Below are 16,955 nucleotides of genomic sequence, written 5' to 3' on the forward strand. Positions count from 1 at the left end.
GCGGTAAATATATGAAACACGAGTGGCATCAAAAAGTTGCGGGTTACTTCGAGTATGTTTTAAATACGGTCATGATTGTTATTGGGGTCGTGATATTTGGTTTTTTGCTACGAGAATTGTTGAATCTTGCACAAATGTTATGGATGACCGATATCGCTGGTCATTTTACGGAATTGGCTGAGGAAATTTTAGTTGTATTTTTGTTTTTTGAGTTTTTGAGTTTGGTACGTGAATATTTTATAAAGGACGCCCACATTTCAACTGGCAACTTTCTATATATCGGCGTGACTGCCTTAATTAGAGCGATGCTGGTTTACCATGATCAGACCGATAAAACGTTAATGTTAGCTGCAGCAATATTCTTATTGGTAGTTGCACAGGCAATATATCGTTATTTTAGACCAAAAATGGATAATTAGCTTCTAAAAAGTAAGCAAAATGCTTGCTTTTTTATTTAGGGCATATATAATTTAATCAACAATAAAAATAGAAAGGCGCGCCTTTTGACGCGCATGGCGATAAGCATATGAAAACGCATCACGTCTCTCTTTTAACAGGTAATTTTAAACAAAATGCACATTTTTATGTTGATATTTTGGGTTTACGTTTCATAAAAAATTCTATTAATCAGGCTAATCCTCATATGCGCCATGTTTATTATGGTGATTTCATTGGTACACCGGGCACTGTGGTCACTTTTTTCCCAGATGCAAAACTTGATCGTCCTCGTGTCGACGGCAAAATGTTTTTCAATGGGCTACATTTTGGTGTGCCGGCAGGTGCGTTACCATATTGGCAAGAACGATTGCTTTCCTTTAATTTACCAGTAACAGTTGATGGCCGTGGTATTTTACACACGCAAGATTTTGATGCAATTCCAATTGAAATTAAAGCAGTCAATCAGCAACAGTTTGACTGGCATATCAACTTTATGTCAGATGTTCCTGCAGAAAAACAAATCACAGGTATTCTAGGGGCTGAATTACATGTTCCTGATGTTGTGGCGACTGCTAATTTCTTTGAACAACTTTTTAGTAACTATGGTGTCGTTGTTAAGGGCAACGTTGTGAATTTAGCAGATGAACAGGCCATTTACTTGTACGAAACACCAAGCGATGCCCCTGAATCAAAATTTGGAAAAGGGTCAACTGATCATTTTGCTTTAGCCGTTGAATCTTCGCAGGATTTAGATTACTTGTGGGCGCGTGCACGGGAACAAGGTTGGCGTCGTGAAGTCTATATTGATCGTGGTTATTTCAACTCTATCTACTTTATTGAGCCGGGGGGCAATCGTGTTGAGGTAGCAACTACTAATCCAGGGTTTACACTAGATGAGTCTGTTCAAGATTTAGGAACAACATTTGCAATGCCACCAAGATTTGATGCCAATAAAGAAGTTTTAAGAAAATGGTGGGCTGATCAAGGTGTCTTGTTTGATGATTATCAACCATATTCGGGTACCGGACGAGTTAATAATGCCAAAGTTGTAGCAATACATGATCAAACGGGTAATACCCGAAATGATTAGTGTTTAAAATATACCATTTTTAATATTAAATGGGTAATATCGTGAAAACTGTCCATTATCAAATGAAAATATCTCCTTTATAATAATTTATTAAAGTATTAAAAAGGTGGTAAAAAATGGAAACAAGAGCACATTATTCATTAAAAACGCGTAACGAAGTTTGCGACAAAATCATTAACCGCCATCAATCTGGAAAGTCAGTGGCCTCTGAATTTGAAATTCCCTACAACACAGTCATGAGGTGGGTACGTCAAGAACGTGATACCTTTTCAGAATCTGTTTACACAGGTAATAAGCAACCATATCACCAAGTATTTGGCTATCAAGATAATACAACCGACGATTTAGCGGAAATGAAACGCCAGATCAAGGCGATGCGATTCGAATTACAAGTGCTGACCAATCAAAATCAAGAGTTAATGGAAATGCTGCGTATTATGATCGAAAATGGTGGCGATATACAAAGGCACGCTTAAGACGAGCGTGTCTTTTTTGATGACTTTCCAAGTGTGTGATAATAAATGATATAATTAACTTTATGCAAAAATAATGTTTGATAACCAATTGTGTTACCAACTTTATTTGACATTAATGAGATGGATGAAAGTTATGACAAAAAAAATCGTTGTTCTTGGAAGTTTGAATGTTGATAGCATTATGAAAATGCCGCGAATGCCACTAGTCGGAGAGACAATGGCTTTGACTAACGTTACTACTGCACCGGGTGGAAAGGGCGCCAATCAAGCCGTTGCCGCAGCAAGGCAGGGGGCCGACGTGTCTTTTATTGGTGCAATTGGTAATGATGCCAATGGCCAATTCATGCGCGCTACTCTTGTCAATAACGGGGTTAACGTCGATCAACTAAAAACTAATGGTGATGTACCGACTGGTTCTGCTTTTATCATGTTACAAGATGATGGCGCCAATACAATTCTAATTCATGGTGGTGCTAATCAAGCTCTGACAACTGCCGACTTAGATCACGATTTAATTATTGATGCCGATTTGATTATTGCGCAGTTTGAGGTGCCTTATGCTGTTATTTTGGCAGCCTTTGAGCTAGCACATAACCATCATGTTCAAACTGTTTTAAATCCGGCGCCAGCAGTGTACGAATTGACGCCCGAATTAATGGCTGTTACAGACATTATTTTGCCAAATGAGACAGAGGCGCAACTGTTGACAGGAATTGAAGTTGTAAATGACGAAGGTGTTTTAAATCGTGTGACGGATGCGTTGCAAGCAAAAGGCGCAAAGCGAAGTATTATCACGCTTGGCGCCGCAGGATCTTTTGTTGCTGATGGTCAAAGAAGATGGTGGGCACAACCTGAAAAGGTAGTCGCACAAGACACCACAGCGGCGGGAGATACTTTCATTGGCACATTGGCGAGTGTTATAGCATCTGATTTTAGTAATTTAGATGATGCTGTAAAACGTGCTAGCATAGCTAGTGCTATTGCTGTCACAAGACCGGGGGCCATTCCTTCAATTCCAACATTTGATGAGGTTGAAGCATACTCATGAACTTACCTGAAGATTTCAAAAAAAAGTACACACGTTTGTTAGGACAGGAAGCAACGGATTTTTTTAACAGTTTTGAAACTGTCCACCAAAAGGGTTATCGGGTTAACCCTTTGAAAGCAAATCCAGTGCCGCATGAAACACCAAATGATGGGAAAGTGCCGTATGGTCAATGGGGATACTTCGGAGCTGTTGATGGCCACTCAAAGGACCACGTCACGGGGGTTGTTTATTCTCAGGAACCGTCGGCGCAATTTGTGGGCGAGGTTGCGGCCCCAAAGCCAGGTGAAAAAGTATTAGATTTAGCTGCAGCGCCAGGTGGAAAATCAACTCATTTGGCGGCTTTTATGATGCAAAAAGGCTTGCTGTGGTCTAATGAAATTTTTATGTCGCGTGCTAAAATATTAAGCGAAAATATTGAGAGAATGGGTGTGAAAAATGCAATTGTCAGTTCACAGACCCCGGCGGAATTGAGTGCTCGACTCCCACTATTTTTTGACAAAATTCTACTCGATGCGCCATGTTCTGGTGAGGGTATGTTTCGAAAAGATCCGGATGCAATGACTTATTGGCATTCGGATTACCCTGCTGAGAATGCCAAACGGCAGCGCGAAATCTTGCATGAAACGGTTAAAATGTTACGGCCAGGTGGTGAGCTAATTTATTCAACTTGCACGTTTGCCCCTGAAGAGGACGAGCAGATGATAGCGTGGCTACTTGATACCTATCCAGAATTTGAACTGTTGCCAATTGATAAGCCGATTAACAGTGGCATTAGTGACGGGCGTCCTGAGTGGGCTGATTCTGATTTTGTCAGTGGCGTGACAACAACTAGTCAAACTCAAAATCGTTCTGAGCTCCTAAAAACAGCGCGTTTATGGCCACATCGTTTAAATGGTGAAGGACATTTTGTAGCAAAATTGGTCAAAAGGGCTAAAGTAGTAGAACCTATTGAGACTGTGATAAAAAAACTCAAACCAGCCGAACTTAATCGTGACCAACAACAACTAATTGATGACTTTTGGAAATCAACTTTTCAACAATTCGATATTGAAAATCGTCAATTTCTGCTGTTTGGTGATCGGTTATTTCTTGCGCCTGAAGTGACACCTGATTTGAATGGGTTGAAGATTTTGCGCCCAGGATTGGAAATAGGTAGCTTCAAAAAAAATCGTTTTGAACCAGCACATGCTTTGGCGTTAGCTGTGTCACCAAGACAAGTTAAGCAGCAATTTAATTTAGTGGATCAAGATTGGGCTGATTATGCTCATGGCGATGTTATTAGTACTGATGAGCCATTATCTAAGGGGTGGATATTGATGGTAGTTAACGGCAATGGCGCTGGTTGGGGTAAATTTGTGAACGGACAAATCAAAAACTTTTTGCCAAAAGGGTTGCGCTTTGCTGTGCGTGTTTAATAATTTTTTCAATGGCTGTCATCCTTTTTTTAAAAGCAAGGACCACTATGGACCTTGTTTTTTGTTGCCACTAATGTAAAATTAATAGCTGGAACTAATTGAAAAAAGTACAGCTTATATTTAGTTAGTCAAAATAATTGGGTCGGTGCTACGCGTTAGCGTACCCAATTGAAAAAGCGTGAGAGCGTAATAGAGGAGAATCACCATGAATCAATCAACAAAAATTATTGCTGGTGTCGTAGCTGTAGCCATAATTGGTGGCGGTATTTATGCGGCTACTAGTCATAAATCAACATCATCAACTGATAGCAGCAAATCAGCCACACTGGGCCTTGTTCTGGACGTGGGTGGTGTGGATGACCATTCATTCAACCAATCTGCATGGGAAGGCGCACAAGCTTATGCTAAGAAAAATAATTTGAAGTCTGGTCAAAATGCCCCTGTGACTTATTTTAATACAGCTGATCATTCTGACCTTGATCAAAATTTTAATTTGGCAACTAAGAGTAAGAAGTACACGATTGTTTATGGTATTGGCTATTCATTGAACCAATCAATCACAAAATCTGCTAAATTGAACCCTAAGCAAAAATTTGTTTTGGTAGATGACATTGTTAAAAGTCGTAAAAACGTCGCAAGCGTCATGTTCCGTTCTGAACAATCATCATATCTTGCTGGTGTTGCTGCTGCAACAAAAGCCGATGCCAACGGTGAAAAAACAGTTGGCTTCATCGGTGGAATTCACGGTAACATTATTGATGCCTTTGATGCAGGCTTTGAAGCTGGTGTAAAAGCAACTGATTCATCTTTGAAAGTTGAAAAGCAGTATGCTAACTCATTTACTGATTCTGCTAAAGGAAAAACAATTGCAGCGACGATGTATGCTTCTGGGATTCGTACTATTTTTGCGGCAGCTGGATTTGTTGGAAATGGTGCATTTTCTGAAGCAAAGGCAGAAAATGCCAAGTTGAACGCAGATTCAAAAGAACGTCTCTACATCATTGGTGTTGATCGCGATCAAAAGTCTGATGGGGCCTACACTTCAAAAGATGGTAAAAAGACGACGTCAACATTGGCTTCATCAATTACTTCAGTAGGCGATGGTGTCAAAAATGTTGCGGATAATTACAACAAGACCAAAAAATTCCCTGGTGGTAAAACAATTGCTTATGGTTTGAAAGAGCATGGTGTTTATCTCACTGATTCAGAACTAACTTCTGCCGAAAAGAAAGCTGTCAATAAAGCTAAAAAGGCAATCATTAACGGTAAGATAAAAGTGCCTAATCATCCAAAGGGATCTGAATTTAATCAAAAGTTTTAAATCAATCAGCGCCACGATAGTGGTGCTTTTTTGCTATAATGGTACTTAGACTAACTGAGGAGCTATAAAATAATGGCATTTGAGAAAAGTGTAACAATCGCCGGAGACGCGACTTATCAATTGAGTGATCAACTAAAAAAATATACGCTGGGTGATTTAGGATTTGTCACTAACAATGCGGGGATTCATGTTTTACATCGAGCATTAGAGCCAGAAAAAGCGTTAGCTAATTCTATTCAGCTCAAAGTATCCGTTAATCAAGATTTGACAGGTTTCAAAATGAGTACTGTCTCAGCGGGAGATGTTGTTCGCGTTGATATTTTTAAAAATAATAATGCTGAAGAAATTGTCAAGTTGTATCATTTTTTTATCGATGAATTGGTACAACGCGGCATCATTGAAAAGATTAATTAGAACGCATCAACATCATTATCATTTTTTGGAGGTAAATCAATCAATATGACTAAATTTTATTTTGTAAGGCACGGTCAAACGGAGTGGAATCTCGAACGACGCTTTCAAGGTGGCAATGGTGATTCAGAGTTACTGCCATCAAGTTATGCCGACATGAAAAAAGTTGGCGAATTTTTGAACGACGTTAAATTTGCTCACATCTATGCTTCACCGATTAAACGTGCTCGGATTACTGCTACAAAAATTGCGCAATATTTAAAGAACACACCAGCTTTGTCATTGAGATCTAATTTAGCGGAAGTCAGCTTAGGCGAATGGGAAGGTGAGTTAGTTGCAAATGTGCAAGAACGTTACCCAAAGGCCTACGATAATTATCGTCACGACTTAGATCATTTTGAGGGTCAGGAATTTGGCGGTGAAGGTTATACCAAAGCGACCAACCGCTTTGTGCGAGTAATTAAAGATATAGCACAACAATACCCAAACGACAATATTTTGATTGTATCGCATGGTATGGCGCTTTCTTTTGGATTGAATGGCTTATTGCAGCAACCACGAATGAGTATTCGTGAACGTGGTGGTTTAAGTAATACCTCGACAACTGTATTATCAACAGTTGATGGTGAACATTACCAAATTGAAGATTGGAATAATACGAGTTATCTCAATAAAAAGCAAGATGACTCGACAACAATTTAATGGCATTAGTAACGACAGAATTGGATAAAGTTATTGGCACATTACAATCTGTGATTTTTGCGTCAACGGATTCGTACTTTAAAATTTTATCTGTGTCAGTAGAAGAGACGTCACTTGACGACTGGGGCGCGCCTGAAATCATTGTGACGGGCACTTTTGGTGATGTCCAAGAAGGCAGTGTTTATGCTTTTTATGGTCAAACAGTACGCCACCCTAAATATGGTCAACAATTCAAGGCGGAACGATACGAAAATGAATTACCACCCGATGAAAATGGACTAATTAAATATTTTGCCAGTGGTCAGTTTTCAGGTATTGGACCAAAATCTGCACAAAAAATTGTTGACCATCTTGGATTAAATGCTGTGGATTTGATTTTAGCAGATGTTGCTGTTTTAGACGGTATCATTAAGGATTCAACCGCGAAAAAAATGGCGAAAACATTGCAACTCAACCTTGGTTTGGAGCGTTTGTTCCAAATTGGTAATCAATTTGGCATTGGGGCTGACTTGGCTGGCCGTTTATATGATCAATATGGTAATCAAGCACAAGATATTTTAATGCAAGACCCATATCGGCTTGTATTCGAATTTGAAGGCATTAATTTCAAAAAAGCTGACGAAATAGGTCGCCAAATTGGTGTTGAAGCTTCTGATCAGAAACGTTTACAAGCAGCTGTTTATGCGGCAGTTATGCGAGTGAGCTTTCAGCATGGTCACACTTATCTGTATCATGATCAATTACGTTATGCGATTTCTCAAATGATTCATGAGCAGGGTCAAAGTTTTGCAGAACAAATTGAAACAGCAATTTCACGTTTGATTAGTAGTCATCTCTTAGTGAATGATGAGGGTCGTTATTATCCTAATACACTCTTTGACTCAGAAGTTCAAGCATCACATGATATTCAGCGTTTGCAGACAGCCACGCCACCGTTTGAAGTAACGATTGCAGACATTGACCAAGCTTTTGTGACGCCAGGGAATATGACCTTAGATAATACACAAATTTCGGCGGTTAAAGAGGGGTTAAACGCACCTATTTTTTTGCTGACGGGCGGACCAGGAACTGGCAAGACAACGATTATTCGAACGATTGTTGCAACATGGCAAAAAATAGTGCAGCAACGTGCAAGTACCGCTGCAGATGGGCAAAAGCTGTTAAAACAATACCAAGTACGGATGGCATCGCCAACCGGTCGCGCTGCAAAACGTATGACTGAGGTGACCGGACATGAGGCCTCAACAATTCATCGTTTGTTGGGAATTTCTGATTTGGATGAACCAGAATTTAATGCGGATAATCCAATTGCCGGTGGTTTGCTTATTATTGATGAGGCGTCAATGTTAGATATTGAGCTGACCGCTAAGCTGCTTGCGGCTGTACCAAACGGTATGAAGCTGATTGTTGTTGGCGATAGTGATCAATTACCATCCGTTGGGCCAGGTAATGTACTCGCTGATTTAGTCAATTCTAAAAAAATTGCACATGTGGAGCTGGCCACAATTTATCGCCAGGGTAGAGGTAGTAGCATTTCTGATTTGGCGGCTCATGTCAAAAATGGCCGGCTTCCCAGTGATTTTTTAACAAATCAAGCTGACCGATCGGCTTTTATGGTAGGTACAGATCAAGCGTTGACTGCGATTCAACAGATCGTCACTTCTGCTGTTAAAAAAGGGTTCACGCAAGATGACTTACAAATTTTGACACCCATGTATAAAAGTAATGCCGGCGTGAATGCTTTAAATCAGATGGCGCAAGCCTTGTTTAATCCCATTAAACCAACACAAAAAAGTATTCAATTTGGCACTCTAATTTTCCGTAAGGGCGACAAGGTATTGCAGCTAGAAAATGACAGTGAACGTGACGTTTACAATGGCGATATGGGAAAAATTGTCGCTGTCCAGTATAAAAAAGATCCCAGCAATGATGATAATGAAGATCGCCTGATAATTGATTTTGATGGGAAAGAACTAGCTTATCCAAAAAAGAACTTAAATCAATTGACACTAGCGTATGCCACCACAGTTCACAAAGCACAAGGTAATGAGTTCAAATTAGTCATTTTGGCGTTAACCAATCAGTTCGGCTTAATGTTAAATCGAAATCTTTTGTATACTGGCTTGACGCGCGCTAAAGAAGCATTGATTTTGGTGGGGGAGTATTCAGCGTTTCAACGTGCAGCTGACACTTTAGTACCACCACGACAAACATTTTTGCAACAACGGTTGCGTTTCGATAGCGAAAAAACCTTGCAGTTACCTGAAAAAAATGTTTCTATAATACCTTCTCATTTGAAGCAGGCCGCAGTGTCAGTTAATCAACTCACTGTTAATCAGATCATTGATGGTAGTATTGATCCAATGATTGGCATGGCAAATATATCACCCTATGATTTCATGTAATCGTTTTCATATAGTATAATAGAATCAGAACAATAATGAATGGAGAATCACATGACCCCAGCGTATCAATTGTTTAATCTTGGTAGTAATAACCAACTTGCACAGGAAATATCAACTATTTTGGGCAAGCCGCTATCCCCGATTGATGTGAAAACCTTTGCTGACAATGAAATTTATGAACGAATTGAAAACACCGTTCGTGGTCGTGATGTTTATGTTATCCAAGGTATTTCAGATCCCGTTAATGAAAACTTTATGCGTTTGATGATTTTTATTGATGCTGCCAGACGGGCCTCTGCCAACTCAATAAACGTAGTGATTCCATACTTTGGTTACGCACGCGCGGATAGAAAAGCACGCTCACGAGAACCAATTTCGGCACGATTAATTGCTGATATGCTTGAGTCTCAAGGTGTTAAGCGGGTTATGACGATGGATTTACACGCAGATCAGGTACAAGGATTCTTTGATATTCCAGTTGATCATTTGATTGCTATGCCAGCGCTTGGCCACTATTTTTATGAAAATAATTTGCTCGGGGATGATTTGGTAGTGGTTGCGCCGGGGCATTCAAGTGTCGCACGAGCTCGTAAATTCGCCAAATTGTTACATGCCCAATGGGCGATTGTTGACCATCGTTTAGACAAGGACACCAATGAGTTTTCATATCAGATTACAGGGGATGTGAGTGGCAAACGCGCTATTTTGGTTGATGATATTATTGATACTGGGTCGAGCATGGTGCAGTCAAGTAAAGCGTTGAATGATGCAGGGGTTGATGTTATTTATGCTGTTGCAACTCATGCCGTTTTATCTAACAAAGCCAGCCAATTGTTGGATCAGTCTCACATCAAACAGGTCATTGTGACAAATACAATTGAAGTGCCTGCTAAAAAGGAATTCAGCAAGCTGATCAAGTTATCTGTGGCGGCACCGTTTGCTGAGGCACTAAAACGTGTAGATGCCTTTGAAAGTATTCAAGACGTTTTAAAAAGTCAAGATAATTTGGATGTTACATTATGATGATTGATTTAAAGCCACTGTTGTCTCCTGAGTGGGCGCAACAGGAAGATTATTACGTCACAACACAGCTTGGGGCTTCATTAAGTTTTATAACTGATGGTGTCAAAAAAATAAGGTTGGTTTTTGCTAATCAAAACAGCAATATTACGTTAGCATATTCCTCTAATAATATTGATTGGCAAGATATTGTTGTCGATTCAACTGGTCAGGTTAACATATCCGTTCAAGATGGTCGCCATGATCTGGTATTGCGCACTTGGCAAAAAGAACAAGCCTTATTTTGGGCATCTCCGTTAAAACTATTGTCAATGTCGATTGATGATGGTTTGGTTTCGCCCATTACGGAGTCACAGCCATTTCTTACTTTTGTCGGTGATTCGATTACGGTAGGTGAAGACATGGCATCAGATGGTGATCACCCAGAGTTGAGTTATCCCGTGTTGGTTTCTAAAGCACTACAAAAACCATTGGCACGCATTGCTTATGGTGGCTCAGGGCTAACACCTTTTGCACCGTTTCAAGTACCAACTGCAATTGAATCATTATGGCATGTTGCGCGCAATGTGCCACGACCATTGGTTTCAACCGATATAGTAGTCGTTAATTATGGTACCAATGATTTGAACTATGGTGCCAGTCCACAGGACTTTGCATTTGGATTGCGTGTCTATTTATTAGAGATTATCAAACGTTTCCATGATGCAAAAATTTTTATATTATTACCGTTTAATGGCGCATTTGAAACTGTTTTTCGAAATGAGATGTCACGATTTGAATCATTAACGTTTATCAATACAAACAAATGGCAAATTGCCACAGATCGTGTTCATCCAACTGTCGCCGATCATGAACGTATTGCAAAATTAATTTTGGAGGAATTGAAATAATGGTATATGCAGCAGATGAGCAACGTTATGAAAAGTTACCTTATCGTCGGGTGAGCGATTCAGGGTTGATTTTGCCAGCAGTTTCTTTTGGTTTATGGCGAAACTTAGGTGATCAAATGCCATTAGAAAACTCAAAAAAAGTTATTTTGAAGGCTTTTGACAGCGGCATTTTTAGCTTTGATAATGCTTCAAATTATGGCCCAAGTAATGGTACAGCCGAAGAAACATTTGGACAGGTATTTCGACAAGACTTAAAGCCATATCGTGATGAATTGGTGATTACGACTAAAGCTGGCTATCATATGTGGCCTGGGCCACTGGGTGAATTTTCCGGTAAAAAAACGTTGGTGGCAGCGTTAGACCTCAGTTTGCAGCGAATGGGATTAGATTACGTTGACATATTTTATGCTCATCGTTGGGATCCGAACACACGTCTTGAAGAAACTGCCCGAGCGTTAGATTTGATTGTTAAGCAAGGCAAAGCACTATATGTGGGCGTTTCAAATTACAATGCTGAACAAACAGCTGCAATTGCGAAAATTTTTGAGACACTAGGCACGCCATTTATTGGCAACCAAGTTTCGTACAATATGCTTAATCGCACCGCAGAAAGCGACGGTTTATTAGAAGTTTTGGATCAAAATCATGCTGGTCTCGTTGCCTATGGACCATTAGCTGAAGGCTTATTAACATCGAAGTACCTTAATGACATACCAGATGATTATCCAATTCATCGTACAAACGCCGTATTATTTGAAAATGGTAAAGTAGATTTAATTGACAAATTAAATGCTTTAAACGAGATTGCCCAACAAAGAGGCCAATCGCTCTCACAAATGGCTTTAGCTTGGTTATTGAAGGATCGTCGCGTTGCAAGTGTTGTCATTGGGGCAAGTAATGTCGCTCATTTGATTGATAATTTAAAGTTTTCAGATAATTTGACATTTTCTGGTGATGAATTAACAACAATTGAATCAATATTGTCAAAGTAAAGCCAGCGAAAGCTGGTTTTTTTAATGATTAAAATTTGAAATAAATGTGAACGCTTACAAAGATAGTGAACTTTTGAACAAAACTTGTGATATAATAAACAATATAAAAGAAAAAAGGGGAATTTTCATGGTAGATCGTTTAAAGAACAAAGTTGCAATTGTTACAGGTGGTACACTTGGTATCGGATTGGCTATTGCTCAGAAGTTTGTTGAAGAAGGTGCAAAAGTTGTTATCACAGGACGTCGCGCCAATGTTGGTGAGGAAGCAGTAAAGTCAATTGGTGATGAATCAGTGGCACGATTTGTACAGCACGATGCTTCAGATGAACAAGGTTGGATTGATCTCTTTGAAAACACAATTAAGTGGTTTGGACACGTTGATACTGTGGTTAACAATGCGGGTATCGCGATTGCTAAAAACATTGAAGAAACAACTTTTGAAGACTGGAAGTTCTTGCAATCAATTAATTCTGATGGCGTATTTTTGGGTACTAAGTATGGCATTCAATATATGAAGAATCAACCTGGTGGTGCTTCAATTATTAATATGTCATCAATTGAGGGTTTTGTTGGTGACCCTAACTTGGCTGCTTACAACCACTCAAAGGGTGGTGTACGAATTTTGAGTAAGTCAGCAGCATTACACGCTGCATTAAACGATTATAATTTGCGTGTTAACACGATTCATCCAGGGTATATCAAGACACCACTAGTAGAAAATATTCCTGGTGCTGAAGAAGCACAATCACAACGTACACAGACACCAATGGGCCACATTGGTGAGCCAAATGATATTGCCTACATGGCTGTTTATTTGGCTAGTGAAGAGTCGAAGTTTGCAACAGGATCAGAATTTGTTGTAGACGGTGGTTACTTGGCACAGTAAATAATAAAAAACGTCATCATAGTGATGACGTTTTTTATTGTTCGTATTTTATAGTGATTTACCACTTTGAAACGAAATAATTCGTTTAAATAATGTATATAACCGTACAAATGGCTGCTGATTATTGTTAAAATATGTAAGTAAGAAATAAAAATATGGATGGTAATTATGTCAAAAGTACTAATTGTTGGCTCTGGTGCACGTGAACACGCACTTGCGCAGACCTTTTTGCGAAGTCCCCAAGTGGATGAAGTGATTGTTGCACCAGGAAATGATGGTATGGCTAAAAGTGGCATTACTTGTCAAGATATTGCTGTTACGGAATTAACAGCCTTGCGAGATTTTGCTCGAAGCCAACAAATTGATTTGACCTTTGTTGGTAGTGAAGAACCTTTAACGTTAGGAATTGTGGACGTTTTTGAAGCGTCTGGACTGGCTATATTTGGACCATCAAAAAAAGCAGCACAGCTCGAAGGTTCCAAGTCATTCACGAAAAACATTTTAAAAAAGTATCACATTCCCACAGCCAATGCACAAACCGTCACATCGCGTTCCGCGGCTCAAGCTAGTTTAGAGTTATTTGATTTTCCTGTTGTATTCAAGTTAGATGGTCTGGCATTGGGAAAAGGTGTCACAATTATCAATAATAGAAACGACGGGGAAATTTATTTAGATGAACTATATCAACAACAAAGTGATGCTAAACTAGTTATTGAAGAATATTTGGACGGTGTTGAATTTTCAGTTTTCACGTTAGTTGGTCACAATGGTCAGATGACTCACGCACCGTTGGCGCAGGATCATAAACGCCGCTTTGATGGTGATAAAGGACCTAATACGGGTGGAATGGGTGCGTATAGTCCAGTGACTTGGATTTCAGATACGATTCGCCGGCAAACGATTAATATGTTAGTCGAACCTACCATTAAAGCCATGTCGTCTGAAAAAATACCGTTTTCTGGCGTACTTTATACTGGTGTGATGTTGACGTTACAAGGACCAAAAGTGATTGAATTTAATGTCCGATTTGGTGATCCTGAAGCACAAGTTGTGTTACCACAATATACAGGTGATTTTTATGACCTAATTATGCAATTATTACAAGGCAATCAACCTACTACAAAATGGCAAGAAGAAGACATCTATCTTGGTGTGGTACTAGCGTCACCTGGTTATCCTGAAGCACCACAAAATGGTTTAAGAGTTCCAGAAATACCTTATCCGGTTAATTATGCCGGTGTGTCACTGCAAAATGGTCAGTTAGTGACCAAGGGAGGGCGCGTTTTAACGGTTGTCCATCATCAAAAAACTATTGCGGTGGCTCAAAAGCAATTATATGAAGTACTTGATAAGATTGATATGGCATTAGAATTTCGGCATGACATTGGCTATCAAGCTGTCGAATAATCGGAATGGTCAATGTTTTCAAAAGAACTCGCTGCACCAATATTGTTGAAAACTGCTTTCAAAAGTATAGTCATTAAATACATCTTTTTGATGATTCAGTGATGATGGTAAGAAACCTGACAAAAAATCCGATATTATAACTATAATGGTATACACTATTCTTGTGATACTCCCTGTATTACTAGTCCAACAAACGACATATGTTTATCCTGATATAGTCTTCGTTTGTTGGGCTTTTTAGTTGCTTTCAAATATTTGATGGTATACACTGAGGTTATCAAAACAGAAATTAGTGTTATCGTTAAAATGCAAGGAGGCGAATTACGGTGACAAAAAATAAGTTGATGAGCAATGCAGGTAAGTCATCTGCTAATGTTGTTAAAAAGGCAGTAGGTAGTGTAGAGGATGCTGTGCAAGAAGCTGCTAAAGACTTCCGAAAAGACAGTAAAAAAGAAATTGACAAATAGTATGAATAAATGTAACTGAAAAATAAGTTTGATGACAAATGTTTGCAGGCTGATTTTTCAGTTTTTTTCTTTAGAATTTCGCTTTAAAGTTGATTTCAGCGTTTCAACTGATTGATTGGCCATAAGAATTGTCGTAGAGATGAACTTTAGTTATAATGAATTTAACGTAAATATTAACCAACTATCACATTGATTTTTGAAATGTGTACTATGATCAAAGAGGATAAATTCATGCCAACAGATATTGAAATTGCACAAGCTGCTAAAATTACACCTATCTCTGAAATTGCTGCCAGCGCGGGATTACAGCCTCAAGAAATTGAACCCTACGGTTATGATAAAGCGAAAATCAAGTTGGATCCTGAAGTTAATCGATCAACTGATTTGGGTAAACTCATTTTGGTTACTTCAATTAATCCAACACCTGCTGGAGAAGGCAAATCAACCGTGACAGTTGGTTTAGCTGATGCGCTTAAATTAGCTGGTAAAAATACGATGATTGCGCTTCGTGAACCATCATTAGGCCCAGTTATGGGGCTGAAAGGTGGTGCAACGGGTGGTGGTTATGCGCAGGTTGTGCCAATGGCAGACATTAATTTGCATTTTACTGGTGATTTTCATGCGCTTACTTCGGCACATGATACTTTGTCGGCAGTGCTTGACAACAGTTTACATCAGGGAAATCCTCTCAACCTTGATCCACGTCGCATCTTGTGGAAACGTGTAGTGGATATTAATGATCGCGCTTTACGACATGTGACTGTTGGTCTAGGGGGACCGACTTCTGGTGTGCCTCGTGAAGATGGATTTGATATTACTGTTGCATCTGAATTAATGGCTATTTTGACGCTATCAACTGATCTAATGGATCTGAAGGCGCGTATTAATCGTATTGTCGTTGGCTATACTTACGACAAAGAACCAGTTACTGTTGCTGATTTGGGTGTAGCAGGTGCATTAACAGTCTTGCTTAAAGATGCTATTAAACCTAATTTGGTACAAACACTGGCACATACACCGGCAATCATTCATGGTGGCCCATTTGCAAACATCGCGCAAGGAACGAACTCGATTTTGGCAACAAAAACAGCGCTACAATTGGCTGATTACGTGGTTACGGAGGCTGGATTTGGAGCTGACTTAGGTGGTGAAAAATTCCTCGATGTTAAAGTCCCATTATTAGGGAAAACACCGGATGCAATTGTTATTGTAGCGACCATTCGCGCACTGAAGCATCATGGTGGTGTGGCACTGGGCGACTTAAACGATGAAAATATTGAAGCTTTGTCCGCTGGATTAGAAAACTTAGGGCAGCATTTAACGGCGATGAATCGTTATGGTGTACCGGTTGTTGTGGCAATTAACCGTTTCACCGCCGACACACCACAAGAACTAGCAGTCATTAAAGATTATGTTGCACAATTTGGCGCAACCGCCTATACGACAGAGGTTTGGGCTAAGGGTGGCGAAGGGGCAAAAGACTTAGCACAAGCTGTCATTGAAAAAGCAGCACAGGAATCTGATTTTACACCACTTTATCAACCTAATGATTCTGCAACCGATAAACTTAATGCTATTGTCCAAACGATTTATGGTGGCGAAACTGTTGTGTTATCTGACAAAGCTCAAAAGCAACTAAAAGAATTTGAAGCTCGTGGCTGGGATAAACTACCAATTATTATGGCTAAAACGCAATATTCTCTTTCTGATGATGCTAAAAAGTTAGGAGCACCAAAAGACTTTGCTATTCATATTCGTGAATTTGTCCCTAAGTTAGGCGCTGGTTTCTTGGTTGCACTGACAGGTAATATTATGACAATGCCTGGTTTGCCAAAACATCCGGCAGCATTAGACATTGATATTGATGAAAAAGGTCGAATTACTGGCTTGTTCTAACTTGTACAGCATGATATAATCATTTTAAATATTGAAAAGAGGTCGATCCAGTGCGTAACTAAACTATTCATTCAAATTTCACAAACGGAAT

Annotated in this window: 16 protein-coding genes; all 16 read left to right on the forward strand. The window is 39.5% G+C overall.

The genetic code is table 11. The features are described 5' to 3' along the window. Nucleotides 1-11: 11 nt before the first annotated feature. Nucleotides 12-419: a phosphate-starvation-inducible protein PsiE gene (locus tag FF105_RS03645; protein ID WP_010279282.1), complete on the forward strand. Its 408-nt coding sequence runs from the start codon at nucleotides 12-14 to the stop codon at nucleotides 417-419. 107 nt (nucleotides 420-526) lie between these two features. Continuing rightward, nucleotides 527-1,528 carry a VOC family protein gene (locus FF105_RS03650; RefSeq protein WP_010279284.1) on the forward strand — a complete coding sequence of 334 codons (1,002 nt, stop codon included), beginning with the start codon at nucleotides 527-529 and terminating at the stop codon, nucleotides 1,526-1,528. 116 nt (nucleotides 1,529-1,644) lie between these two features. After that, the gene (locus FF105_RS03655; protein ID WP_004916044.1) at nucleotides 1,645-2,004 is read left to right on the forward strand and encodes a hypothetical protein; all 360 of its coding nucleotides are present in this window, start codon (nucleotides 1,645-1,647) and stop codon (nucleotides 2,002-2,004) included. A 133-nt stretch (nucleotides 2,005-2,137) separates the two neighbouring features. Next, nucleotides 2,138-3,052: a ribokinase gene (rbsK, locus tag FF105_RS03660; RefSeq protein WP_031941023.1), complete on the forward strand. Its 915-nt coding sequence runs from the start codon at nucleotides 2,138-2,140 to the stop codon at nucleotides 3,050-3,052. Beyond that, nucleotides 3,049-4,467 (forward strand): RsmB/NOP family class I SAM-dependent RNA methyltransferase, encoded by a 1,419-nt coding sequence (locus FF105_RS03665; protein ID WP_010279299.1) that lies wholly within the window; start codon nucleotides 3,049-3,051, stop codon nucleotides 4,465-4,467. Before rbsK ends, FF105_RS03665 begins: the two co-directional genes overlap by 4 nt. A 205-nt stretch (nucleotides 4,468-4,672) precedes the next feature. Next, the gene (locus FF105_RS03670; RefSeq protein ID WP_010279303.1) at nucleotides 4,673-5,788 is read left to right on the forward strand and encodes a BMP family lipoprotein; all 1,116 of its coding nucleotides are present in this window, start codon (nucleotides 4,673-4,675) and stop codon (nucleotides 5,786-5,788) included. 72 nt (nucleotides 5,789-5,860) lie between these two features. Continuing rightward, a complete protein-coding gene (locus FF105_RS03675) occupies nucleotides 5,861-6,202 on the forward strand; it encodes a DUF1831 domain-containing protein (RefSeq protein ID WP_010279306.1) in 342 nt (113 codons plus the stop codon). A gap of 45 nt (nucleotides 6,203-6,247) precedes the next feature. Further along, the gene (locus tag FF105_RS03680) at nucleotides 6,248-6,901 is read left to right on the forward strand and encodes a histidine phosphatase family protein (RefSeq protein WP_290046349.1); all 654 of its coding nucleotides are present in this window, start codon (nucleotides 6,248-6,250) and stop codon (nucleotides 6,899-6,901) included. After that, nucleotides 6,901-9,306, forward strand: coding sequence for an SF1B family DNA helicase RecD2 (gene recD2, locus FF105_RS03685; RefSeq protein ID WP_290046350.1), 2,406 nt, complete (start codon nucleotides 6,901-6,903; stop codon nucleotides 9,304-9,306). Before FF105_RS03680 ends, recD2 begins: the two co-directional genes overlap by 1 nt. A gap of 51 nt (nucleotides 9,307-9,357) precedes the next feature. Next, nucleotides 9,358-10,329 (forward strand): ribose-phosphate diphosphokinase, encoded by a 972-nt coding sequence (locus FF105_RS03690; RefSeq protein ID WP_010279315.1) that lies wholly within the window; start codon nucleotides 9,358-9,360, stop codon nucleotides 10,327-10,329. Then, nucleotides 10,326-11,216 carry an SGNH/GDSL hydrolase family protein gene (locus FF105_RS03695; RefSeq protein WP_010279318.1) on the forward strand — a complete coding sequence of 297 codons (891 nt, stop codon included), beginning with the start codon at nucleotides 10,326-10,328 and terminating at the stop codon, nucleotides 11,214-11,216. Before FF105_RS03690 ends, FF105_RS03695 begins: the two co-directional genes overlap by 4 nt. Then, nucleotides 11,216-12,208 (forward strand): aldo/keto reductase, encoded by a 993-nt coding sequence (locus FF105_RS03700; protein ID WP_010279321.1) that lies wholly within the window; start codon nucleotides 11,216-11,218, stop codon nucleotides 12,206-12,208. The genes FF105_RS03695 and FF105_RS03700 overlap by 1 nt, the downstream gene beginning before the upstream one ends. Nucleotides 12,209-12,335: 127 nt before the next feature. Then, a complete protein-coding gene (locus FF105_RS03705; protein WP_004916020.1) occupies nucleotides 12,336-13,094 on the forward strand; it encodes a glucose 1-dehydrogenase in 759 nt (252 codons plus the stop codon). Nucleotides 13,095-13,262: 168 nt separating this feature from the next. After that, the gene (purD, locus tag FF105_RS03710; RefSeq protein WP_010277678.1) at nucleotides 13,263-14,501 is read left to right on the forward strand and encodes a phosphoribosylamine--glycine ligase; all 1,239 of its coding nucleotides are present in this window, start codon (nucleotides 13,263-13,265) and stop codon (nucleotides 14,499-14,501) included. A 326-nt stretch (nucleotides 14,502-14,827) separates the two neighbouring features. Next, nucleotides 14,828-14,968 carry a hypothetical protein gene (locus FF105_RS03715; protein WP_010277676.1) on the forward strand — a complete coding sequence of 47 codons (141 nt, stop codon included), beginning with the start codon at nucleotides 14,828-14,830 and terminating at the stop codon, nucleotides 14,966-14,968. 231 nt (nucleotides 14,969-15,199) lie between these two features. After that, a complete protein-coding gene (locus tag FF105_RS03720) occupies nucleotides 15,200-16,864 on the forward strand; it encodes a formate--tetrahydrofolate ligase (RefSeq protein WP_010277674.1) in 1,665 nt (554 codons plus the stop codon). Nucleotides 16,865-16,955 lie beyond the last annotated feature (91 nt).

Source organism: Leuconostoc sp. UCMA20149 (genome assembly GCF_030400235.1).
Classification (GTDB): Bacteria; Bacillota; Bacilli; order Lactobacillales; family Lactobacillaceae; genus Leuconostoc; species Leuconostoc pseudomesenteroides.